This is a genomic window from Paractinoplanes rhizophilus (assembly GCF_042664765.1).
Classification (GTDB): Bacteria; Actinomycetota; Actinomycetes; order Mycobacteriales; family Micromonosporaceae; genus Actinoplanes; species Actinoplanes rhizophilus.
Window position 1 is genome coordinate 50,965 of record NZ_JBHTBJ010000012.1, and the last position, 21,479, is coordinate 72,443.

General features: G+C 71.9%; 20 protein-coding genes. 8 read left to right on the plus strand and 12 right to left on the minus strand.

The window, feature by feature from the left end:
* Window positions 1-25: 25 nt before the first annotated feature.
* From ACFQS1_RS18325 to ACFQS1_RS18335, 3 genes are all read left to right on the plus strand, one after another.
* The gene (locus tag ACFQS1_RS18325; protein WP_378969666.1) at window positions 26-370 is read left to right on the plus strand and encodes an ArsR/SmtB family transcription factor; all 345 of its coding nucleotides are present in this window, start codon (window positions 26-28) and stop codon (window positions 368-370) included.
* A gap of 109 nt (window positions 371-479) precedes the next feature.
* Window positions 480-2,285, plus strand: a complete 1,806-nt coding sequence (locus ACFQS1_RS18330; protein WP_378969672.1) for a SulP family inorganic anion transporter — start codon at window positions 480-482, stop codon at window positions 2,283-2,285.
* A gap of 133 nt (window positions 2,286-2,418) precedes the next feature.
* Entirely contained in the window at window positions 2,419-4,080 is a 1,662-nt protein-coding gene (locus tag ACFQS1_RS18335) for a hypothetical protein (protein WP_378969675.1), read from the plus strand.
* 38 nt (window positions 4,081-4,118) lie between these two features.
* Here the strand turns inward: ACFQS1_RS18335 and ACFQS1_RS18340 are convergent, their stop codons facing one another.
* Both ACFQS1_RS18340 and ACFQS1_RS18345 read right to left on the minus strand, forming a co-directional pair.
* Complete coding sequence (locus ACFQS1_RS18340; RefSeq protein WP_378969677.1) at window positions 4,119-5,333, minus strand: EAL and HDOD domain-containing protein; 1,215 nt, start codon at window positions 5,331-5,333, stop codon at window positions 4,119-4,121.
* A 194-nt stretch (window positions 5,334-5,527) separates the two neighbouring features.
* Window positions 5,528-6,505, minus strand: a complete 978-nt coding sequence (locus ACFQS1_RS18345) for a DMT family transporter (protein ID WP_378969679.1) — start codon at window positions 6,503-6,505, stop codon at window positions 5,528-5,530.
* Window positions 6,506-6,558: 53 nt separating this feature from the next.
* On the opposite strand from ACFQS1_RS18345, the gene ACFQS1_RS18350 reads away from it, so the two are divergent.
* Window positions 6,559-7,107, plus strand: a complete 549-nt coding sequence (locus ACFQS1_RS18350) for a CGNR zinc finger domain-containing protein (protein WP_378969681.1) — start codon at window positions 6,559-6,561, stop codon at window positions 7,105-7,107.
* 13 nt (window positions 7,108-7,120) lie between these two features.
* Here the strand turns inward: ACFQS1_RS18350 and ACFQS1_RS18355 are convergent, their stop codons facing one another.
* The 3 genes from ACFQS1_RS18355 to ACFQS1_RS18365 form a co-directional block, all read right to left on the minus strand.
* A complete protein-coding gene (locus ACFQS1_RS18355; protein WP_378969684.1) occupies window positions 7,121-7,558 on the minus strand; it encodes an SRPBCC family protein in 438 nt (145 codons plus the stop codon).
* The gene (locus ACFQS1_RS18360; RefSeq protein ID WP_378969686.1) at window positions 7,555-8,280 is read right to left on the minus strand and encodes a TetR/AcrR family transcriptional regulator; all 726 of its coding nucleotides are present in this window, start codon (window positions 8,278-8,280) and stop codon (window positions 7,555-7,557) included. Before ACFQS1_RS18360 ends, ACFQS1_RS18355 begins: the two co-directional genes overlap by 4 nt.
* Window positions 8,281-8,379: 99 nt before the next feature.
* Window positions 8,380-11,127, minus strand: coding sequence for a helix-turn-helix transcriptional regulator (locus tag ACFQS1_RS18365; protein WP_378969689.1), 2,748 nt, complete (start codon window positions 11,125-11,127; stop codon window positions 8,380-8,382).
* A gap of 145 nt (window positions 11,128-11,272) precedes the next feature.
* Here ACFQS1_RS18365 and ACFQS1_RS18370 point away from each other — a divergent pair, with 145 nt between their 5' ends.
* Together ACFQS1_RS18370 and ACFQS1_RS18375 are read left to right on the plus strand one after the other, a co-directional pair.
* Window positions 11,273-11,767, plus strand: a complete 495-nt coding sequence (locus tag ACFQS1_RS18370) for a sigma-70 family RNA polymerase sigma factor (protein WP_378969691.1) — start codon at window positions 11,273-11,275, stop codon at window positions 11,765-11,767.
* A 19-nt stretch (window positions 11,768-11,786) separates the two neighbouring features.
* On the plus strand, window positions 11,787-12,674 hold the full coding sequence (locus ACFQS1_RS18375; RefSeq protein ID WP_378969693.1) for a phosphotransferase family protein: 888 nt from the start codon (window positions 11,787-11,789) through the stop codon (window positions 12,672-12,674).
* A 17-nt stretch (window positions 12,675-12,691) separates the two neighbouring features.
* On the opposite strand, the gene ACFQS1_RS18380 is transcribed toward ACFQS1_RS18375, so the two are convergent.
* The 6 genes from ACFQS1_RS18380 to ACFQS1_RS18405 form a co-directional block, all read right to left on the minus strand.
* The gene (locus tag ACFQS1_RS18380) at window positions 12,692-12,898 is read right to left on the minus strand and encodes a carbohydrate kinase family protein (RefSeq protein WP_378969696.1); all 207 of its coding nucleotides are present in this window, start codon (window positions 12,896-12,898) and stop codon (window positions 12,692-12,694) included.
* A gap of 24 nt (window positions 12,899-12,922) precedes the next feature.
* Entirely contained in the window at window positions 12,923-14,029 is a 1,107-nt protein-coding gene (locus tag ACFQS1_RS18385) for an ABC transporter ATP-binding protein (protein WP_378969698.1), read from the minus strand.
* A complete protein-coding gene (locus tag ACFQS1_RS18390; protein ID WP_378969700.1) occupies window positions 14,026-15,003 on the minus strand; it encodes an ABC transporter ATP-binding protein in 978 nt (325 codons plus the stop codon). The genes ACFQS1_RS18385 and ACFQS1_RS18390 overlap by 4 nt, the downstream gene beginning before the upstream one ends.
* Before the next feature lie 6 nt (window positions 15,004-15,009).
* Entirely contained in the window at window positions 15,010-15,951 is a 942-nt protein-coding gene (locus ACFQS1_RS18395) for an ABC transporter permease (RefSeq protein WP_378969912.1), read from the minus strand.
* Between the two features lie 8 nt (window positions 15,952-15,959).
* Window positions 15,960-16,967, minus strand: a complete 1,008-nt coding sequence (locus ACFQS1_RS18400) for an ABC transporter permease (protein WP_378969702.1) — start codon at window positions 16,965-16,967, stop codon at window positions 15,960-15,962.
* A gap of 75 nt (window positions 16,968-17,042) precedes the next feature.
* The gene (locus ACFQS1_RS18405) at window positions 17,043-18,722 is read right to left on the minus strand and encodes an ABC transporter substrate-binding protein (RefSeq protein ID WP_378969704.1); all 1,680 of its coding nucleotides are present in this window, start codon (window positions 18,720-18,722) and stop codon (window positions 17,043-17,045) included.
* 195 nt (window positions 18,723-18,917) lie between these two features.
* Between ACFQS1_RS18405 and ACFQS1_RS18410 the strand changes: the two genes are divergently transcribed.
* A complete protein-coding gene (locus tag ACFQS1_RS18410; protein WP_378969707.1) occupies window positions 18,918-19,436 on the plus strand; it encodes a transglycosylase SLT domain-containing protein in 519 nt (172 codons plus the stop codon).
* A gap of 27 nt (window positions 19,437-19,463) precedes the next feature.
* On the opposite strand, the gene ACFQS1_RS18415 is transcribed toward ACFQS1_RS18410, so the two are convergent.
* Window positions 19,464-20,243 carry an LLM class F420-dependent oxidoreductase gene (locus ACFQS1_RS18415; protein WP_378969710.1) on the minus strand — a complete coding sequence of 260 codons (780 nt, stop codon included), beginning with the start codon at window positions 20,241-20,243 and terminating at the stop codon, window positions 19,464-19,466.
* Window positions 20,244-20,338: 95 nt separating this feature from the next.
* Between ACFQS1_RS18415 and ACFQS1_RS18420 the strand changes: the two genes are divergently transcribed.
* The gene (locus ACFQS1_RS18420) at window positions 20,339-21,472 is read left to right on the plus strand and encodes a Fic family protein (RefSeq protein ID WP_378969712.1); all 1,134 of its coding nucleotides are present in this window, start codon (window positions 20,339-20,341) and stop codon (window positions 21,470-21,472) included.
* Window positions 21,473-21,479 lie beyond the last annotated feature (7 nt).

Sequence of the window (21,479 nt, forward strand, 5' to 3'; positions counted from 1 at the left end):
CGACCGACCACGCTTGGGGACGCTCGTGTCAGTGCCGTTGTACCAGGCCAAGGCCGAGCTGTTTCGCACGCTCGGCCATCCCGTCCGGATCCGGGTCCTGGAGTTGCTGCAACCCGGGCCGAAGCCCGTACGCGATCTGCTGGCCGTGATCGACATCGAGCCGTCGAGCTTGTCGCAGCAGCTCGCGGTCCTCCGCCGGGCGGGCATCGTCGTCTCCTTCCGCGACAGCGGGGCGGTCATGTACGCGCTCAGCACGCCGGCCGTGCTGGACCTGCTCGCGGCCGGCCGGCGCATCCTCGGCGAGATGCTGACCGACCGGGGCGAGCTGCTGGCCGAGCTCAAGGTCGGGGCCGAGGAAGACCGCCGCTGACGGCGTAGGAACGCCGGGCCGCACCCTGCGACTCAATTGAAGAATTCTTCAATTGCTAAAGTCTGCGAGCGCACTGCCGACAGCGGGAGGGCAGCCACGAGAGGACGAGATGACGATTCCACCGCCGGACACGCGAGTCCGGCCCCCGCGTCCGGCGACCCGGATCTCGATCCCCTCGGCGGCGCGCGGTGGCGCGTGGCGGCTGAGCCGGCTCCTGGGTCGCCTACCGGGCCGGCTGCTGCCCCGGCGCTCGGACTGGGCGGCGGCCCGGCGCTCGCACCGGCGCGACGCGGTGGCCGGGGTGACCGTGGCGATCGTGGCTCTGCCGCTGGCCCTCGCCTTCGGCGTCAGCTCCGGGCTCGGCGCCCAGGCCGGTCTGATCACGGCGGTGATCGCGGGCGCGATCGCCGCCGTCTTCGGCGGGTCCAGCCTGCAGGTCTCCGGGCCGACCGGCGCGATGACGGTGGTGCTGATCCCGATCCTGGCGAAGTTCGGACCGGGCGGCGTGCTGATGGTGGGCGCGATGGCCGGCGCCGTGCTGATCGTCATGGCGGTCGGCCGGGTCGGCCGATACGTCCGCTACCTGCCGAGCCCGGTGATCGAGGGCTTCACCGCCGGGATCGCCGTCGTGATCGCGTTGCAACAGGTCCCGGCCATGCTCGGGGTCAGCGGCGCGCACGGCGAGCGGGTGTGGGCCGTCGCCGCGGACGCGGTGGGCCGGTTCGTCGCGCACCCCGACCCGGTGCCGGTGCTGGTGGCCGCCGGGGTGGCCGCCATCATGCTGCTCGGCGCGCGCCGGCGTCCCGGGGTGCCGTTCTCGCTGATCGCGGTGGCCGCCGCCACGGCGCTCGCGCAGCTCGCGGCACTGGATCTGCCCGTGATCGGCGCGCTGCCGTCCGGCTTGCCCGCCCCGTCGACGAGCTTCCTCGACCCCGACGCCGTCGGCGCGTTGCTGCCCTCGGCTCTGGCGGTCGCCGCGCTGGCGGCACTGGAGAGCCTGCTGTCGGCCACCGTGGCCGACGCGATGAGCATCGGCGAGCGGCACGACCCCGACCGGGAGTTGTTCGGTCAGGGCCTGGCCAACCTCGTCGTCCCGGCCTTCGGGGGCATGCCGGCGACCGCGGCGATCGCCCGGACGGCCGTCAACGTCCGCGCCGGAGCGGGGTCGAAACTCGCCGCGCTCACCCACGCCGCCGTGCTGGCCGCGATCGTGCTGGCCGGCGCTCCGCTGGTCGCGCACATACCGCTGGCCGCGCTGGGCGGGGTGCTGCTGGCCACCACGGTCCGGATGGTCGAGGCCGGCTCGCTGCTCGCGATCGCCCGCTCCACCCGCGGTGACGCGCTGGTCCTCGCCCTGACGTTCGTCGTGACGGTGGCCCTGGACCTGGTCACCGCGGTCGCCGTCGGTCTCGCGGTCGCGGCGATGCTCGCCCTGCGCGCGGTCGCCCGGTCCGCCCGCCTGCAGCGGGTTCCGCTGGCGGCCGGCGATCATTCGGCCGAGGAGCAGCGGCTGCTGGCCGAGCACATCGTGGCGTATCGGCTCGACGGCCCGTTGTTCTTCGCCGCCGCCCACCACTTCCTGCTGGAGCTCTCCGAGGTCGCCGACGTGCGGGTGGTGATCCTGCGGATGTCCCGGGTCACCACCGTGGACGCCACCGGCGCGCATGTGCTCGGCGACGCGATCGGCAAGCTTCAGCGGCGCGGCATCACGGTTCTGTTGTCCGGCATCGCCGCCCGCCACGAGCGTGTGCTCGCCGCCCTCGGCGTGGCCGAGCAACTTCGCCGGGACGGGCACGTGTTCGCGGACACCCCGTCGGCCATCTCGTACGCCCGCACGCACCTGCTGACCGGCGAGCATCCGGCCGCGCCGCCGGGCGAGTCCACGACGCCGTCGAGCGACATGAAACCGGTGTAGACCAGGTCGCGCATCGCGCTGTCTCCTCCTGCTCGGGGATTTGCCGGCTTCAAGCTAGGGCCCGGGGCCACCGCCCCCCACCGACGTTGCCGCGGGGCGACAATGGGCCCGGCGACATGACCGGAAGGGTCTGATGAAGACGTTGCACGGGGGAATTGCGCGGACGGCCGGCGTCGCGGCGGCCGCTCTCGCGGCGGTGGCGGCGATCGTGGTGGCCGCCCGGCCGGATCTGAACGGCGACGTGCGGTACGCCCTCGGCTGCCTGGAAACCGCCGGTCGGGGCGGCGTCAGCATCTGGGACATTTTCGTCTCCCGGCCGCTCGCCTACAAACTGCTGATGGCGGCGCTCGACAAGGGCCGGGTCCTGCTCGTCGGGGAGTCCTCGGCGAACACGACGAACCTGGTGCTCCGGATCGAGACGTACGTGGTGGTCGTGGCCGTGATCGCGGTGCTGTTCCTGGGGGTCCGGCGGGTCGCCGGGCGGCCGGCGGCGGCCGGGATCGCGGGCGCGACCGGCCTGGCGCTGATCGTCGCGCCGCCCTGGCACTTCCTCGAACCGGACTGGGTCGCCGCGCTCGCCGCCGCGCTGGCGGTCGGCGCCGCGTGCGCGCCCCGGCGGCGGTGGCTCGGCGCGCTGCTGGCCGGGCCGGCCGCGATGCTGGTGGTGGCGGTCAAGACCTCCACCTTCCCGATCGCGCTGATCGCCCTGCTCGTCATCGCCGTGCTCGACCGGCGCCGCGCCGCGTGGACGACGCTGTCCACTGTGGTCTGCGTCGCGCTCTGGTATCTGCTGACCAAGCATTTCCAGCCCTGGGAGTGGACCTGGCTGAGCGATCTGGCCAACCTGGTGCACATTGAACCGCAGGGGATCCACGTGGCCGACCTGCGCAAGCTGCGCTTCGCGGTGGGCGACGCGGCGGTGCTCAGCCCGATCCTGGTGCTGGCGCCGGCCGCGGCGGCGGCCCTGGTCCGCCGGGAGACCGGCCGCCGGCGATGGGCGGGCGTGGCGGTCGCGGTGGTCGCGGGCGGGCTGTCGCTGGCTCCCGCGTACGGGCAGGGCGAGTTCTTCAATTACCACTTCGCCACCACCGTCGTGCTCGCCGCCGCGGTGTGCGGCGCCGCCTTCGCGCTGTGCCCCGGGATCCGCCTGCCGCTGGCCGCCGCCACCGTGCTCGTCACCGGCGCCAGCCTGGTACTGCTGCGCCAGCCTGCCTCCTGGCGACTGGCGCACTCCGGTGCGGTCGTCTGGGCGTACGAGATCGCCGCGGCCCTCCTGGCCGTCGCCGCCTGGTTCCTCGCCGGCCGGACGAGGCTGTCGCTGCCGTGGCCCGCCGGGGTGGTGGTGCTCTGTTTCGCGCTGCTTCCGCCCGTGCTGCCGGGGTACCCGTACGCGTTCAGCAGCTACAACTACACCATCGGGGTCGGCCGGTCGAAGGATGCGGCGCTGGCCGACCTCGGCCGGCGGCTCGGCCCGGACACGCCGGTGCTGTACCTGACGTACGGCAGCCTCAACCACGCCATGGGCAACCCGACGACGTGCCGGTACCCGTCGCCGCTGTGGTTGCAGCGCGGAGCCCTGCTCCCGCGGATGCGCACCCGCCCCAGCTACGCCGACAACCTGCGCTGCCTGACCGCGGACCGGAACGCCAGATACCTGATCGTGCACAGCGGCTGGTTCAGTATCACCCGGTCGGCGCCCGACGTGCGGGCGCTGCTCGACGAGCGGTTCGACTGCTCACCCGCGGCCCGGATCCCGGCCCCGCCACCGCTCATCGTCTGCCCCGCCCGGGAGTAGCTACGGCACGGCGAGACGTTCCGGAGGATCACACAGGCCTAGGAGATGCGCGCCCAGCGCATCGCCTCGATCATCTTGCCGGTGAGGTCGGCGCCGGTGTAGGTGGCGGCCAGCTCGGCCAGGTCGCCGCGCTGATACACCTCGACGGTGCGCAGGAGGCGGCCGTAGGGCCCCACGCCCCGGCTGAGCGCGGCCGCGATATCGGCCTCCAGCGGCAGGTGATGGGCCAGCGTGGTGGGGCTCATGCCGAGGATCGGCGCCACCGCGGCGACCAGGCCGGCGACGAAGGCGCCGTCGGGGTCGACGTCGAAGGTGGGCGCCAGGTTGACGCAGAGGCGGGCGTGCGTGAGCACCTCGATCATCTGCGCCTCGGTGGCGTCGGCCGCGTCGGCCACCGCCATCAGCATCGCCCACTGGCGGATCTGGTCGAGACCCAGCATGACGATGGCCTGGCGGATCGAGGAGATCCGGGTCTGCGGCGCGACCATCGCCGAGTTGCTGGCCCGCAGGACCCGGATGGTCAGCGCCGGGTCGCCGGTGACGATCTCCCGGACCCGCTCGATGTCCGTTTCCGGGGCGCTCAGCACCCCGATCAGCTCGAGCTGGCGCAGGCGCGACGGCGACAGCGAAACCGTGGTCAGGGTCTGCGGCCGGCTCAGCACGTACCCCTGGCGAAGCTCGAAGCCGTAGCTGTCGCACAGCTTGAGCAGGTCGGGTGTCTCGATGCCCTCGGCGACGATCTGGATGCCGGGCCAGGCCCGGCAGAGCTCGACGATCTGGTCGAGGTGGGAGAGATCCCCGCTCAGCAGATCCAGTTTCAGGTACGAGGCGTACGCCAGCAGCCGCTCGTGCCCGGAGCCCAGGACGAAGTCGTCCAGCGCGATCCGGTAGCCGGACTCCACCAGCGTCGCCACGCCCTTGACGACATCGTCGTCGACCGCGACGGTCTCGAGCACCTCGAGCACCATCTGGTCCGGCGCGAACGGCAGCGGCAGCTCCCCGACCAGGAACTCGCGGGTGAGGTTGATGAAGCAGATGCGGTCGCCGACCACCTCGTCGACGCCGAACTCGGTGAACGTGTTCACCATGACCTGGCTCGTGGCGTACGAGTCGCGGGCCTCCGCGTCGACGGCGTCCATCCGGCCCCGGAAGAGCAGTTCGTACGCCACGACATCGCCGGTCGAGTCGAAGATCGGCTGGCGGGCGACGTGGACGAATGGGGTCCCGTCGGCCACTGTCGGGCGCTGCGTCATGCCCGACACCATCGGTCGCCGGGACGCCACCATAAGTATTCTTGTGCGCCGGCGGTGGGCGAAGGCGGCGAGGAACAGCACGCCGACCCTTCCGGTTCGAGCTCGGGCGCCCACGTGGGCGGCTTCACCCGTGCTACGAACGCCCGGGACCTGACCCGACACCCCACCGCGATTTCGACGTGCATGCCGGGCGGTCAGGCCGCTTCCCGCCGGTCCGGCTGCGGCACGAGGACGACCGGGCGTTCGTCGCGGGCCGGGTCGGCCGGGCGTGCGTCCGACGGGATGACCGGTTCGAGCCCGGGGCGCGGGCGATCCGGGGAGGCGAGGGTCAGCCGCAGGCCGACGGCCGCGACGATCAGACCGGCCACGGTGGTGAGCCCGATCGGCGTGCCGAGGATCGGCCAGGCCGCGATCGCGGTGGCGGCCGGGACGACGAACAGCAGGCTGCTGGCCCGGGTGGCGCCTCGTTGCTTGATCAGGGCGAAGAACAGCAGGGGGCCGGCCACGCCGGGGATAAGGGCGATCCACAGCAGCGACCCGATCGCGCGGGGCGTGCCGGGGATGGCGAGGGAGCCTTCCAGCGGCGCCCAGGCGGCCATCGCCAGCGTGGCGAACGCGACCTCGGTCGCGGCGAGGGCGGCGGGACCGGCACCGGTCCGGAGACGGCCCTGCAGCAGAGTGCCGGAAGTGAGGCCGGCCAGGCCGAGCAGCGTCCAGGCGAAGGCGGTCTCGGTCGGCGGGCGGCCGAGCCGGTCGGCCAGGGTGACGGCCACCCCGGCAACGCCCAGCGCGATGCCGATCCACTGCCGGCCGGCGAGCCGGTCCCACCCGAGCACGGCGCCCACCGCGGCCACGAGCAACGGCGCGGAACAGGCGATCAGCGCGGTGGTGGCGGCCGGGGTGCCGTTGGCCATGCCGAGGTAGAGGCCGCCGAACTGCACGGCGAACAGCAACGCCCCGACGAGCGCGGCGGCGGCCAGGCCGCGGCCTCGGGGCCAGGCCTCCCGGCGGCGGCGGGCGATCCCGGCCAGCAGCAGCCCGCCGATGGCGAACCGCCAGAGGTTGGCCGCCAGCGGGGCGATCGCCGACGTGGCCAGCGAGCCGCCGATGTAACCGCTGCTCCACACCCCGATGAAGACAGCGCCGGTCCGATCGATCTGTAACGACTTCATGCGTTACAAGCTAGCCCTCGCCCGTAACGTGTCAAGTCGTTACACTGGAAGGCATGAGTGAGTTCCGGACCGGGAACGGGGCCGACTGGCTGGACTTCCTGGCCACGCGGATCGGCCGCTACCAGGCAAAACAGGTGGAAATGCTGACCGGCCCGGCGGCGCTGAGATCCTGGCTCGGTGAGCACGGGATGGCGCCCGTCACGCCGGTCAGCGCGGCCGACGTCGAGGCGGCCCGGGATTTGCGCGAGGCCATGCACCGGGCGGCCACCGCCACGCTGCGCGAGCAGCCGCCGGCGGTCGAGGACGTGCGGGTGCTGCAGAGCGCGCTGGCGTCGGATCAGCCGTTCGGCATCACGCGCGCCGGCACGGCCCTCGAGTTGACCCCGCCCGCCGCGGCGTCCGTCGCCCTGGCCTGGCTGGCTCGCCAGGCGGCGGCGGACCTCACCGGCCCCACCAGGCACCGCTTGCACGCCTGCGGCGACGACGGCTGCTCCGGGATCTTCATCGACCACACCGGCCGGCGGCGCTGGTGCTCGGACGAGCGCTGCGGCGTACGAGCCCGCGTGCGTGCCCACCGCGCCCGCGCCCGGGCGGCCGAGTAGCCCGGACCGGCGGTCAGGCCGGCCGATCTCCTTCCAGGAGTTGCTTGAGGACGCCGAGGTTGGCGGCGACCGCCGACTCGATGCCGGACGCCACCACGGGCGCGACGAGCCGCATCACCCCCGAGGGCTGAAGGTTCATGGTGTTGCTGAGCAGAGTGCCGGTCCCGGCCGGGGCGAGCAGATAGGTGACCTCGGAGCGGAACGGGCCGAGCGCGCCCCGGATCGAGAGCCGGTGGTCGCGCTCGAACTCGGTGACTTCGAACGTCTCCTCCGACCGGGTGGGAACCGTCCGGGTCTGCCGGTAGCGGGAGCCGACGCCGACCGCGCCGCCGGAGACGTTGCGGGTCTCGCTGATGGCATAGTTCCACAGCGGCAGGTTCTCGAAGCGGGCGAGGAACCCGAACACCTCGGCGGGCGGGCGGTCGATCGTGATCGTGTTGGTGAACTTCATCCGAGGTCGTCTCCTCGTTCCGGACCGCTGGGCGGTCGATGGTCTGCCGAGGCCCGGGCGCGCAGCGATGCCACGAGCAGACCGAGCCCGTACTCGAACTGGTCGGCCGACGCGGCCGTGGCCAGCTCCCGGCGCAGCGCGTGCAGATCCGGGTAGTCGCCCGGGTCGAGTGCGTCGATGGCGCTGTGCCACGAGGAGACGTACGCCTCCTCGGGTTGCCGACGCACCCGCGGCAACTCCCACAGGACCGCGCCGAAGACGTACGTGAACAGGCTGTAGAACGCGCGCACCGCGTCGCCGGGCGCGAAGCCGGCCCGGATCAGGATGCCGTGCACCGTCTCGAGCTGGGCGAAGACGGGCCACACGGTCAGCCCGTGGTCGGCGAGGATGCGCCCGAGCGCGGGGTGGGCGGCGGCCGCCTCCCGCAGGGCTCGCAAGTAGCCGACGACGCGGCCCTCCCAGTCGTCCGGGACGCCGTCCGGGACCTCGATCCGGCCCATGACGCGTTCGGCGACCGCGTCGACGAGATCGCGCTTGTCGTTGACATGGCGATACAGCGACATCGTTCCGACGCCGAGGCGGCCGGCGACGTTCGGCATCGTCACCGCGTCGAGGCCGGCGGTGTCGATCAGCTCCAGCGCCGCTTCGACGATCGCCGCGCGAGACAACGTGTTGCGCGGCGCCCGCTTGGGCGCGCCCCTGCCTGGATCGTGAGCCGGCATCTCGGGTCCCCTCCTTTGCGTATCGCATACGCTAGCCCTGGCGTATGTCATACGCTAGTGAGATGCGGCACGCTGTCCCGGCCTCGCCCGGGCCGGTGGTCAGAGACGGCTCTGCGGCAGCCGGCCGAGTTGGGCGCGGGAGGTGATCTCCAGCTTGGCGAAGATCTTGCCGAGGTGGTACTGCACCGTCCGTGGGCTGATGAACAGCTGGGCGCCGATCTCCGGATTGGACAGCCCGTCGCGGGCCAGCCGCGCGATCTGCCCCTCCTGCGGGGTGAGCAGGTCGCGGGTGTCCACGGTGCGCCGGCGCGCGGTCGCGCCGGTGCTCACCAGCTCGCGGCGGGCTCGCTCGGCGAACGCCTCCGCCCCGGCCCGGTGGAACATGTCGTACGCGGTGCCCAGGTGCTCGCGGGCGTCGACCCGGCGATTCTCGCGGCGCAGCCACTCCCCGTACACCAGATGCGCGCGGGCCAGGTGGACGGCGACGCGACTGCGCGCCAGCCGTTCGATCGCCTCGCGATAGCGGGACTCGGCCGCCTCGCCCTCGAGCAGCAGGGCCGCCGACCACGCGTGCACGCCGAGGGCCCATTCCGTGCCGGCCGCGCTGGTTCGCTCTTCCAGCCGGCGCAGGGCGGCGGCGGCCTCCTCGTGAGCCCCGCAGCGGGAGGCCGCCTCGACCAGCTCGACGAGGGCGAAGCCGGTGACCCCCAGGTCGTCGTACTCGCAGGCCGAGCGGGCGCCGGCCAGCGCGACGTCGTAGTGGCCGAGGCCGTTGTACAGGATCGCGGACGCGTAGCCGTACCCGCCGATGCCCCGCCCCTCGCCGCGCCCGACCGCGTTCTGCAAGCCCCAGTCCATCAGCTCCCGCGCCGCCGGTTCCACCCCGCGCCATGCGGCCAGCAGCAGCTCGGCGTACCGCACCGGGGCGTTGCCGGTCGCCGCGGTGATCGCCTGGTTCTCCTCGGCCAGCGACGACGCCTCGGCGAACTCGCCGGCGTGCAGATGCACGGCGGCGCGGTGGCCCAGGGCCAGCGGCAACGCGATGAGCGCGCCGGCGTCCCGGGCCACCCGGACCGCGCGGGTGGCCAGCCGATGCCAGGTCTCGTCGTCCCAGAGATCGCCGGCGACCAGCCAGGGCAGCGAGAACCAGCGCAGCATGTCGTGCTGGTCGCCGCCGGCGTCGCGCTCGAACGCGGCCAGGACCTCCTGCAACGGCGCGACCGCGGCGACGTAGCCCCGCGTGTACCGCGTGGCCAGGCCGTCGAGGAGCCGATCGATCACCCGGGACGGTTGTCGGGCCGGCGGCGCGTTCCGGGCGGCGGCGGCCACCTCGCTCGGCCCGATCCGTTCGTTGAGGCGGCCGGCGAAGATCGCGGCCTCGAGCGCCTCCAGGTACGCCTCGCGTGCCGACTCGCCGTCGAGCGGCGCCAGTTGCTTGGCGGCGGCGAGCAGCAACGGCGGCGCGTCGCTGCCCCGCCGGAGGCCGTAGACGATCTGCGCATGCAGGCGGGTGAGCTGCGCGCGCTGCACATCCGTCAACGGGCACAGGCCGGCGATCGCCAGAAGCTTGTGCGCGGCGTCCGGCGCCCCCGACTCGAACTTCGCTCGCGCCGCGACCAGAGCGCGCCGGCCCCGAGCGGCCGGATCCGGGGTCAGCTCGGCCGCCCGCTCGAGGAACGCGGCCGCCGCCGCGACGCCACCGCGATGCGCGGCCCGCCCCGCCGAGAGCTCCAGCTCCGCGGCGATGTCCTCGTCCGGCACGGTCGTGGCGTGGGCGCGGTGCCAGGCGCGGCGGTCCGGATCGACGGCCGGATCGGTGGCCTCGGCGAGCGCCCGATGGGCCCGCTCCCGTTCCGGCAAGGTGGAGGTCCCGTAGATCGCGGAGCGCACCAGCGGGTGCCGGAACCGGACCCGGCCACGCAGCTCGACCAGGCCGGCCGACTGCGCCGGCGCGGCGCTGCCGGCGTCCAGCCCGAGCCGCTCGGCCGCCCGCCACAGCAGGGAGATGTCGCCCACCGGCTCGGCCGCCGCCACCAGCAACAACCGCCGGGTCTCCGCGGGGAGCCCGTCGAGCCGGCGCCGGAAGCTCTGCTCGATCCGGCCGGCCAGCGGGGTGGCGTCGCGCACCGCGAAGCCGCCGGCCAGCTCGGTCGGCGTCAATCCGCGCGGCAGCTCGAGCAAGGCCAGCGGGTTCCCGCGTGACTCGGCGACGATCCGGTCCCGGACGAGCTCGTCGAGGCGTCCGGGAAGCGCCGAGTCGAGCAGCTCCCGGGCGTCGGTGTCGCCGAGCCCGCCCAGCACGACCTCCGCCAGCCCGTCCAACTCCGGAACGTTGCTGGGCTCGCGGACCGCGAAGACCATCCCGGCCGACTCGGCGAGCAGGCGGCGGCCGACGAACGCCAGCGTCAGCGCGGACGCACGGTCCAGCCACTGGGCGTCGTCGATCACCCAGAGCAGCGGCTCGTCCTCGGCGGCCGCGGCGAGCAGGCCGAGCACGCCCAGGCCCACGACGAAGCGATCCGGAGCCGGGGCCGCGCTCAGGCCGAACGCCGCCTCGAGCGCGTCCCGCTGGGGGCCGGGCAGCCGGTCGCGCAGATCGAGCAACGGGGCGCACAGCTGATGCAGGCCGGCATAGGCGAGCTCGGTCTCGTACTCGTGGCCCGCCGCCCGGGCCACCCGGCAGCCGGACGCGCCACGCGCCAGGTAATCCAGCAGGACCGATTTGCCGACCCCGGCCTCCCCGCGCAGGACCAGCACCTGGCTTCGGCCCGATCGCACGTTCGTCACCAGTCGATCCAGGGCGTCGCGCTCGCTGTGCCGATCTCGCAACCCGGGGGTCGTCACCATCGTCCCGGACGCTATCCGGGCTTGTCGATCACGTCAATCCGCTGGTCGGGCGCGACTGGCGACCTCGGCTGGCGTACTTGCGGACTCGACCGCGCGCGCCGGCGGCGATTCTGGGCCTGGGTCGGAAATCAAGGGGGAATGGGAAATGACTACCGCAGTGGCGGACTTCGTGAGCGTCCGGTCCCGGCTGCTCGGCATCGCCTATCGCATCATCGGCCGCGCGGCGGACGCCGAGGACGTCGTTCAGGACGCGTGGGTCCGCTGGCAGACCGCGAACCGCACCGAGGTCCGCGATTCGGTCGCGTTCCTGGTGACCATCACGAGGCGGCTCGCGCTCAACGCGGCCACGTCGGCCTACGCTCGCCGCGAGGTGTGTGCCGGCCAATCGCTGCCGGAGCCGGCGCCGGTGGCCGACGAACCGGCGAGCGAGGTCGAACGGGCCGAGACCCTCGCCGCCGCGGTCCGCGTCCTGATGGAACGGTTGTCCCCGGTCGAACGCGCCGTGTTCGTGCTGCGCGAGGGGTTCGGTTACCCGTTCCGCGAGATCGCGTCGGCCGTCGGGATCAGCGAGGCCAACGCCCGGCAGGTGGCCTGCCGGGCGCGCACGCATCTGCGCGAGAAGGCCGGAGCCGGCGGGTGACTTCGCGTACCTTGGCCGGATGGATCATCCCGATCAGGTGGCCGGTCATGTCGCGCGGGCCGTGCTGGGCGACGCGGACACGCCGGAGCGGCTGGCGGCCGGCGCCTGGTCCACGGCGTACGCGCTGACCGTGGCCGGACGCGCCATGGTGTTGCGGGTCAGCCGGTACGGCGACGACTTCGCCAAGGACGAGGCCGTCGGGGCGGCCGTACGCGGCACGCTGCCGGTCCCGGCGATCACCGCCCGGGGCGAGGCCGGCGGGTGGGCGTACGCCGTCTCCGAACGGCTGACCGGCACGCCGCTCGACGATCTCGACGGGAGCGCTCTCGAGGCCGTCCTGCCCGACCTGTTCGACGTCATGGACGTCATCGGCCGGATCGAGATCGGCGGCCGGGGCTACGGCATCTGGGATCAGTCCCGGACGGCGCCCTACCGCTCGTGGCCCGAATACCTGCTCGCGGTCGAGCACGAGACGCCGCGAGTGCCCGGCTGGCGGGCCGCCCTGGCCGCGTCCGACGTCGGCCTGGAGCCGTTCGACCGGGCCCTGGCGACGCTGCGCCGGCTCGCGCCGGGCCTGCCGGACCATCGCCGGATGATCCACGACGACCTGCTCGAACGGAACGTCCTGGCCACCGGCGACCGGATCTCCGGCGTCCTGGACTGGGGCAGGGCGAGCTTCGGCGATCCGCTCTACGATGCCGCCTGGCTGCTGTACTGCTGGGGCTGGCACCCGCGATGGTCCGCGATCGACATCGAGGCGGCGATCGGGCGCCGCTGGAACCCGGATCCGGCGACGCTGCGCGCCTATCGCCTGCACATCGGGCTGGGCTCGATCGCCTACTGCGCCTCCCGGGACCGCTGGGACGACGTGGCCCTCAACGCCGGATGGCTGCTCGCCCTGGCCTGACGCGGGAAGGGTGAGTGTCAGCGCACCTGCTCGGCGCTGAACTGCATGCGCGGGGCGGCATAGAACTCCTGCGCTTCCACCAGCTGGAGCTCGCGCTCGCCGGACCGGTAGGTGGTCTCGATCAGGTCGAAGATGCTGGAGGCCGTGCGCTCCAGCGACAACGCCGCGTCCCCGGTCGCCACGTAGTGGGCGGTGAACAGGGCGGCAATGGACAGCACCTTCATCCACCCAGCCTAAATAGCGCGCCGTTACGGCGTGGGCAGGTCCGTGCGGGTCTGGATCAGCTCGCCGCCCACGTCGGGCGCCGTGTCCGCATCCGGACGGACGACCTCCGCGCGTACCTCGTGCATCCGCAGCTCGCCGCTGAGGATCTCGGCGGCGAAATGGCAGGCGACGCGCTGGCCGGAATCGTCGAACACGCGCAGCTCCGGCCGCTCCTCGGCGCAGCGGCTCTGCGACCACGGGCAGCGGGTGCGGAACCGGCAGCCGCTCGGCGGGGCGGCCGGCGAGGGCAGGTCGCCGGCCAGCAGGATCCGCTCGCGCTGGTCCTCCACGTACGGGTCGGGGATGGGCACGGCCGAGAGCAGAGCCCGGGTGTACGGGTGCAGCGGCCGCTCGTACAGCTGATCGCCGTCCGCCTCCTCGACCAGCGCGCCCAGATACATCACGCCGATGGTGTCGGAGATGTGCCGCACGACCGCCAGGTCGTGCGCGATGACCAGGTAGGTCAAGCCGAGCGAATCCTGCAGGTCACCGAGCAGGTTGACCACCTGCGCCTGGATCGACACGTCAAGCGCGGACACCGGCTCGTCGGCCACGATCAGCTCAGGGCCGAGGACCAGGGCCCGGGCGATGCCGATGCGCTGCCGCTGGCCGCCGGAGAACTCGTGCGGGTACCTGTCCAGCGCGGACGCCGGCAGGCCGACCGAGTCGAGGGTGGACCGCAGCCGCGTCCGCATCGCGGCCTTGTCCTTGTGCAGGCCATGCGCCTTGAGGCCCTCGACGAGCAGGGACTCCACCGACTGCCGGGGATCCAGGCTCGACATCGGGTCCTGGAACACCATCTGCATGCGCCGGCGGAACCCGCGCATCTGCTCGCCCTCGAGCGCGCGGACGTCGACACCGTCGAAGGTGATCGCGCCGCTGGTCGGCTCGACCAGCCGGAGCAGGCCCCGGCCCAGCGTCGACTTGCCGCAGCCGGACTCGCCGACCAGACCGTACGTCTCGCCCCGCTTGATCTTCAGCGAGACGCCGTCGACGGCATAGACCCAGCCGACCGTACGGTTGAGAAGCACGCCGCTGCGGATCGGAAAGTGCACCTTCAGGTCGTCGATCTCCACCAACGCGTCGCTCATGCCGGCACCTCCTGCGGTACGGGGTTCGTGCACCGCAGCGCGCCACGGCGGGAGGGTTCGAGGGGCACCGTCTCGCCGATGCAGGCATCGATCACCCGGTCGCAGCGCGGCGCGAAGGCGCAGCCCTCCGACCAGGGGATGTTGTCGTTGACCGAGCCGCGGATCTGGTGCAGCCGCCCGCCGCGGTCGACGTCCAGGCGGGGCACGGACCGCAACAGCCCTTCGGTGTACGGGTGCTCCGGGGCCGCGAACAGGTCGTGGCGCCCGGCCCGCTCGACCACCTTGCCGGCGTACAGGACGTTGACCGTGTCGCACAGCCCGGCCACCACGCCCAGGTCGTGGGTGATCATGATCAGTGCCGTGCCGGAGTCGTCGACCAGCTCCTTGAGCAGTGTGAGGATCTGCGCCTGGATGGTCACGTCCAGCGCCGTGGTCGGCTCGTCGGCGATCAGCAGGCGGGGCTTGCAGGCCAGGGCGATGGCGATCAGCGCCCGCTGCCGCATGCCGCCGGAGAGCTGGTGCGGGAACTCCTTGAGCCGGCGCCCCGGATCCGGGATGCCGACCGCGTCCAGCAGGCGCCCGGCCTCCCGCAGCGCCGCCTGCCGGCTCCGGCCCTGGTGGCGTTCCAGCACCTCGGCCACCTGCAGGCCGAGCGGGATCACCGGGTTCAACGAGCTCAGCGGGTCCTGGAAGATCATGCCGATGTCCCGGCCGCGGCGGTCCCGCATCTCCTGGGGGCGCAGCGCGAGCAGGTCGGTGCCGGAGAACCGGACCTCACCGGTGACCTTGTTGCCGCGCCGGGGAAGCAGTCCCATGATCGCCAGGCTGGTGACCGACTTGCCGCAGCCGGACTCGCCGACCAGCCCCACCGTCTGGCCGGGTTCGACCGCGAAGCTGACCCCGTCCACCGCGGTGAAGGGTTGCGCGCCGTGCTGGAAGACGACCGAGAGATCGCGTACGTCGAGCAGAGGCATCACTGATCACCGCCGGTTCTTCGGGTCGAGCGCCTCGCGCATGCCCTCGCCGAGCAAGGTGAAGCCGAGTGCCACGAGAATGATCGCCAGGGCCGGGTAGTAGGCCAGCTCCGGGCGGACCTCGAAATACCGCACGCCGTCCACGCCGAGCATCAGACCCCACTCGGCCCGGTTGATGTCCGGGTCGCCGAGCCCCAGGAACGACAGCGCGGCCGCGTCCAGGATCGCCACCGCGAACGTCAGGGTGGCCTGCACGATGACCGCGGTGAGCGAGTTCGGCAGCATGTGCCGCGTGACGATGTTCCGCTGCTTGACGCCGAGCGCGCGGGCGGCGAGCACATGATCGCTTTCTCGTTGCGCCAGCATCGACCCGCGCAACAGCCGGGCGAAGATGGGCACGTTCACGATCGCGACCGCCATGATCACCGTCCACTGGGTGGACTCGCTGGCCAGGGCGACCAGCGTGATCGCCAGAAGCAGGCTGGGCAGGGCCAGCATGACGTCGGTGAACCGCATGATCACCACGTCCACCCAGCCGCCGATGGCGCCGGCGAGCGCGCCGAGCAGGACGCCGAGCAGCAGGCCGATCGTCGTGGCCAGGACGCCGACGAGCAGCGTCTGCCGGGCGCCGTAGATCATCCGGGAGGCGAAGTCCCGGCCGAGCGGGTCGCTGCCCAGCGGATGCCCGGCCGTGGCCCCCGGGATGGTGTCGACGGTCAGGTCCTTGGTCAGCTCCGGGAACCGCTGCACCGGGTCGTGCGGCGCGACCAGCGGCGCGAAGATCGCCATGATCAGGAACAGCACGATGATCCCGGCGCCGACCATCGCGGTCGGATTGCGCCGCAGCCGGCGGCCGGCGTCGCGGAACAGGCCGACCCCGCCGGCCTGGGCGGTGCGCTCGGCCAGCTCCTCGATCCGGCGGCGCTTGTGCTCGGCGAGTGTCGAGATTCCTCCGGTCACCGCACACGCACCCTCGGGTCGATGATCGCATAGGAGAGGTCGACCACCAGGTTGACCACGATGAAGACGAACGCGGCGAGCAGGATCAGCGCCTGGAGCACGGGGTAGTCACGGCCGCCGCTGATCGAGTCGGTGATCAGCGTGCCCAGCCCGCCCCAGTTGTAGACCTTCTCGGTCAAAACCGCGCCGGCCAGCAGCGCGCCGGTCTGCAGCCCGATGATGGTGACCACCGGCAGCAGCGCGTTGCGCAGCACATGTCGCCGGCGGACGGTGGCGTTGCGCAGTCCCTTGGCGTCCGCCGTGCGGATGTAGTCCTCGTCCAGGACGTCCAGCACGCTCGCCCGGGTGATCCGGATGATGATCGCCAGCGGGATCGTCGCCAGGGTGACGGCGGGCAGCACCAGATGCCACAGGGCGTCGGCGGAGGCGTCGAACTCGCGGGTCAGCAGCCCGTCCAGGACGAAGAAGCCGGTCACATCGGTGTTGTCCAGGCCGGTGCTGATCCGGCCGGACGGCGGGAAGAAGTGGACTCCCTGGGTCAGCCAGTCCTTGAGCAGGTAGCCCAGGAAGAAGATCGGCACCGAGATGCCGACCAGGGTGAGGATGATCGTGCCGTTGTCGAGCAGCCGGCCGCGGTGCCGGGCCGCGAGGTATCCCAGCGGAACGCCCAGCCCCACCGCGATGATGATCGCCGCCAGGGCCAATTCGACGGTCGCCGGGAAGGACCGGCCGATCACGTCCATGACCGGCTCGCCGGTGCGGATCGAGTTGCCGAAGTTGCCGGTCACCACGTTCTTGAGGAAGCGGCCGTACTGGATCCAGATCGGCTGGTCGTAGCCGAGGGCCCGGGTCAGCCGCTCCCGGCTCTCGGGGGTCGCGCGCTCACCGAGCAACGCGTCGACCGGGCCGCCGGGCAGGCTGCGCAGCCAGAAGAAGACCAGCGTCATCAGGGCCAACAGGGTAATTGCCAGCTGAATCAGGCGGCGTAGGACGATTCTCGCCATATGTCCTTCTTGGAAGTGCGCCGGACGGCCCGGGCCGGGAAGATCGTCCCCGGGGCCGGGCCGTCCGGCGGCGCCCTACTTGGTGATCGATACGGTGTTGAACTCTTCGGCGGTCAGCGGGCTGGGCACCAGGCCCTCGACGTTCTTCGTGGTGGCCAGGGCCGGCGGGGCGTGCCAGATCGGCACGGCCGGCAGCCACTTGCTGGCGAGGTCACGGTTGACCTGCTCCCAGGCGGCCTTCTTGCCCTCCTGGTCGACGGTCGCGTCGGCCTTGCCGATGGCGTCGAACATCTCGGTCATCGCGGCGTCGCCGAACTCGGTCTTGGCCCGGCCGAAGAACGTGCCGACGAAGTTGCCCGGGTCGTTGTAGTCGCCGGTCCAGCCGAGAATGTGCAGGTCCTGCTTGCCGAACTGCTGCACGTCGTCCTTGAAGCCGCCGTTCCACGGCCGCGGGACACCGTTGACCTTGATGCCGGCGGCCTGCAGGTCGTTCGCGAGAACGGTGAAGATCTCCTGCGGGTTCGGCATGTACGGGCGGGAGACCTCGGTCGGGTAGTAGAAGTTGAGCGTCAGCCCGGTCGCGCCGGCCTCGGACAGCAACTGCTTGGCCTTGTCCAGGCTGTACTCGTACTTCTGCACGTCCGGGGCGTAACCCAGCACCGTGTTGGGCATGAACTCGTCGGCCACCACCGCGCCGCCCGGGCCCTTGGTCTGCACCAGCTGGGCGCGGTTCAGCGCGTACGCGATCGCCTGCCGGACCCGCAGGTCCTTCAGCTTCGGGTTCTTCTGGTTGATGCCCAGGTAGAGGATGTTGAAGGCGGGCCGGTCGAGCACCTTGTAGCCCTCGGCGGCCAGCGCCTTGCGGTCGGCCGGCGCCGGGAAGTCGATCGCCTGCACCGTGCCGGCGCGCAGCTCCTGCTTCCGGGTGTTCTCGTCCTTGATGATCTTGATGATCACCTTGTCGACCTTGGCCTTCTCGCCCCAGTAGTCGGGGTTGCGGTTCAGCGTGATCTCGCCGGTCGCCTTGTTCCAGCCGCCGTAGGTGAACGCGCCGGTGCCGGTCGGGTGCTCGTTGGCGAACGCGCTGTACGAGAACGAGTCGCCGTTCTGGGTCACCGTGTCGGCGTCGTACTGCTTCATCGCGGCCGGGCTGGCGATGGAGAACGCGGTGAGCGCGAACGCGCCCGGGAAGGCGCCCTTGTACTTCGTCATCGTCACGACCGCGGTCGACGCGTCCTGCGCCTTGCAGTTGTCGTAGACGGCGTCCTTGCTGCCGGCGAAGCCGCCGAACACGTCGGCGTAATAGATCATCTGGGACTGGGCGGCCTCGCCCTTCATGTTGTACCAGCGGTCGAAGTTCGCACAGACCGCCGCCGCGTCCAGCGGGGTGCCGTCGTGGAACTTGACGCCCTGGCGCAGCTTGAACGTCCAAATCTTGCCGGTCGGGTCGTTGGTCCAGCTCTCCGCCAGGCCACCGGTCAGCTCGGCGGTGCCGGGCTTGTGGGTGACCAGGGTGTCGTACATCTGCCGGATCGGCCGGAACGACTCGCCGTCGTCGTTGAAAATCGGGTCGAAGTTCTTCGGATCGCCGGCACCCGCGAAGATGAACGTGCCACCGGTAGTGGCTTTGTCCTCGTCGCCACCGCTGTCGCGGTCGCTTTTCGCGCAGCCGGCCGCGCCGATCGTCAGCGCTGCGATGGCACCGGCGGCGATGGCCGTCCGGAGCCTCCTAGCCTGCATCGTCGATGCACGCATCGATATTCACCTCGTCCTTTGGGTACGGGCAAACGCGGTGACCGCTGGTCACCGTTGGCGAGACACTAGCCATTCCCGGCGAACGCGTCGCGGGTTGGTATCGGATCGTGTCCTTCCGCCGGCCGACCCACCTCGAGCCGCTCATGTGGATCTGTATCCTTCGCCGGGCCCATTTCCCGGAAGGTATCGCTCCTCGTGCGCTCGTTGTTCGTGATCGCCGTCGCCGTGCTGGCCGGCTTCGCCCTCAGTCCCCTGCTGCACGCGGATGCCGCCTGCACCCCCGCCCCGGCCGCTTCCGCGCCGTCGCCGGGCGGCTGGAGCGCGGAGCAGGTCGCCAACGCGCGCACCATCGTCACCATCGGCAACCAGCGACGGGTGCCGAAGGACGGCCAGGTGATCGCGGTCGCCACCGCGATGCAGGAGTCGCGGCTGCGCAACCTGCGAGGCGGCGACCGGGACTCGATCGGGCTGTTCCAGCAGCGCCCGAGCCAGGGCTGGGGAACGCCCGCGCAACTCGCCGACCCGGCCTACCAGGCCCAGAAGTTCTACGACAAGCTGCTGCGGACCCGGGGGTGGCGGCAGATGCGGGCCACCGAGGCCGCTCAGGCGGTGCAGGTGTCGGCCTTTCCCGAGGCGTACGCGAAGCATGTCCCCGCCGCCACCCGCCTGGTCGACCTGCTCGGCGCCCCGGCCACCTGCACGGCCGGGGCCTGACGGTCGCGCCGTCTTTCCGCGGGACGATCAGCCGTTGATCTCGTCTCGCCAGGCGAGCCACTCGCGGAGCTCGGCGAGATCGTAGTCGGGGCCGTTCGCCTCCACGGTGAACAGCGTGACGCCCTGGGCCAGCAGGGCCGGGCCGGCGTCGGCCGGTTTGCCGAACACTGCCGCCGAGACCTCGATCTCGGCCGGGTCGCGGCCGACCTCCGCGCAGTGCCGGCGGAGGATGCCGTGCTTACGCTCGATCGTCGCGGCGTCGCCGAAGCTGTGCCAGATGTCGGCGTGCTTGGCCACCAGGCGCAGGGTCTTCTTCTCGCCCCCGCCGCCGATCAGCACCGGGATCTTGCGGGTCGGCGGCGGGTTCAGCTTGCCGAAGCGGGCCTCGATCCGCGGCAGCGCCGCGGCGAGGTCGTCGAGGCGGCTCCCGGCCGTGCCGAAGTCGTACCCGTACTCCTGATAGTCCCGCTCGAACCAGCCGGACCCGATGCCGAGGATCAGCCGGCCGTCGCCGATCCGGTCGACGGTGCGGGCCATGTCGGCGAGCAGGTCGGGATTGCGGTAGCTGTTGCAGGTGACCAGCGCGCCGATCTCGACCCGGGAGGTCTGCTCGGCCCAGGCAGCGAGCATCGTCCAGCACTCGAAGTGCAGGCCGTCCGGGTCGCCGGACAGCGGATAGAAGTGGTCCCAGTTGAACAGGATGTCCGTGCCGAGCTCTTCGGCCTCGGTGACGGCGCGGCGGATGCTGCGGTACTGGGCGTGCTGCGGCTGCAACTGGACGCCGATGCGGACGGGCCGGGAAGTCATGATCACAGCGTAGGCCGCCGCCCGCCGGCACGGCCGGCGCCGCGCCTGGCGGAGCCAGCCATGCTTCGATGCTATCAGTGCTGTAGCATAGGAGCATGTTGTACGGCATGCCCGTCCTCGATGACGCCGACGCCCGGGTCCTGGCCGAGCTGGGCGAGATGCGTTCCGAGCTTCGCGCCCATCTGCGGTCCAAGCCGCGGTGGGAGGGCCAGTTGCGCCGGAGCCTGTTCGCGGCGGCGATCCAGGGCTCCAACACGATCGAGCACATCACCATCAGCAGCTCGGATGCGCGTGCGCTGGTGGAGCACGCCCCCATGTCGGCCGAGGCCGGCGAGGAGACGCAGCAGGCGGTCATCGGCTATCGGGACGCGATGACCTATGTGCAGCAGACGCCGATGATGAGCTTCTTCGACTACTCGGAAACGCTGCTCTCCGCGCTGCACTTCATGATCACCAAGTATCAGCCGGCCAAGTGGCCGGGCCGGTACCGCGCCGGTGCGATCTATGTGACCAGCGGCGACCCGCTGGAGCCGTCCTACACGGGGCCGGACGCCGACGAGGTGCCCGGGCTGATGGGCGAACTGGTCGAGTGGCTGCGGGGCGGCGACGTCGACGCGCCGGCGTACGCGCGAGCGGCCATGGCGCACCTCAACCTCGTGGGCATTCACCCGTGGCGGGACAGCAACGGCCGTACCGCGCGGGCGCTGCACACCTTGGTACTGGCCCGCCTGGGTGAGCTGGCTCCGGAGTTCTCCTCGATCGAGGAGTGGCTGGGCGAGCAGACCAACACCGTTCTGTACTACGAGGCGCTCCGCGCCGTCCAGCAGGGCAGCTTTCAACCGGAACACGACGCCCACTCGTGGCTCAGATTCGTGTTCACCGCGCACCATCGGCAGGCGCAGCGGGTGAAAAGGCGATACGAGTGGACGGTTCGCCTGTGGCATGACCTCGCGGCCCTGGCCGGCGAGCGGGGACTGCCCGAGCGCGTGGTGTCCGCGCTCTACGCCGCGGCGGTCGGCGAGGTCCGGCGCACCACCTATCAGCAGGACGAGGGGCTCAGCCGGGACCAGGCCATCCGGGACATCCAGGCGATGACGCGCGTGGGCCTGCTGGCGCCGCGCGGCAATGCGACGACGCGGGTCTACGCGCTGGACGGGGTCGCCGTCGACATCGCGCAAGCCGCGACCGCGGCCGTGCGCGGACCCGGGCGCGACCCGTACGCGGCCTGACGCCGCT